Origin of the sequence: uncultured Aquimarina sp., assembly GCF_947496855.1 — a bacterium.
Lineage (GTDB): Bacteria > Bacteroidota > Bacteroidia > Flavobacteriales > Flavobacteriaceae > Aquimarina.
This window is the reverse complement of the sequence record NZ_CANMED010000025.1, coordinates 1-1,378: the sequence shown is the minus strand read 5'-3', so window position 1 is coordinate 1,378 and position 1,378 is coordinate 1. Positions and strand designations below refer to the sequence as shown.

The window sequence follows — 1,378 nt, the reverse complement described above, 5'->3', positions numbered from 1 at the left end:
CCAAATAATGACGATGGAGATCAGAGTGAGGATGATGAAGATTCCAATACACCTACAGTTGGTCAGACGAGTGATTTAGATGTTGTTAAAGGAGTTGTGTTAACAACAGATGCAGATACGAGTACAAATGTTACTCCAGGTGATACGGTTACCTTTACAGTAACAGTAAGCAATAGCGGTCCAAATGATGCTACAGGTGTTGAAGTAACAGATCAGGTTCCAAATGGGTATACGATTGTTGGCACGCCAACAGTAAGTCAAGGTACTTATACAGTAGGAACAGGTATTTGGGATATCGGTACGATTAACAATAGTGGTACAGCTACCTTAACAGTTGTTGCGACGGTGAATGCTACGGGTACGTATGTGAATGTAGCACAAGTAACTGCAAGTGATAACTTTGATCCAGACAGTACACCAGATAATGATGTATTGGCAGAAGATGATCAAGATGATGCAGATCCGGGAGTTTCTCCAGTAAGTGATTTAGATGTTGTTAAAGGAGTTGTGTTAACAACAGATGCAGATACGAGTACAAATGTTACTCCAGGTGATACAGTTACCTTTACGGTAACAGTAAGCAATAGCGGTCCAAATGATGCTACAGGTGTTGAAGTAACAGATCAGGTTCCAAATGGGTATACGATTGTTGGTACGCCAACAGTAAGTCAAGGTACTTATACAGTAGGAACAGGTATTTGGGATATCGGTACGATTAACAATAGTGGTACAGCTACCTTAACAGTTGTTGCGACGGTGAATGCTACGGGTACATATGTGAATGTAGCACAAGTAACTGCAAGTGATAACTTTGATCCAGACAGTACACCAGATAATGATATATTGACAGAGGATGATCAAGATGATGCTGATCCAGGTGTTGATTCTGCAAGTGATTTAAGTATTGAAAAGAGTGCAGTACTGACAACAGATGCGGATACTAATACGGTGATTAGTGTTGGAGATACAGTAACTTTTAGTATTACAATTAGCAATGATGGTTCAAATAATGCTACGGGTGTTGGTGTTGGAGATACGATTCCTGATGGATATACTACCATTGGTAGTATCAGTAACGGAGGTACTCTTAGTGGAGGGGTTATTAGTTGGAGTGGTTTAAATGTTACAACAACAACTCCATTAGTGCTAACTTACACGGCAGTAATAACAGATACGGGTAACTATACAAACTTTGCTGAGATTACAGCGAGTGATAATTTTGATCCAGATAGTACTCCAGATAGCACTCCGGATGCAGATACACCAGTAGAGGATGATGAAACAAACTATACCGTACCAGTTCCAGAATTAACATTAGTTAAGACAAGTGTTTTAAGTGGTTCTAATGTTGGAGATATTATTACATATACATTTACGG

The 1,378-nt window shown here is 39.6% G+C and carries 1 pseudogene; it reads left to right on the top strand.

Annotation, left to right across the window (positions count from 1 at the left end):
- A pseudogene (locus Q0921_RS24895) lies at positions 1-1,378 on the top strand (hypothetical protein); the annotation flags it as partial.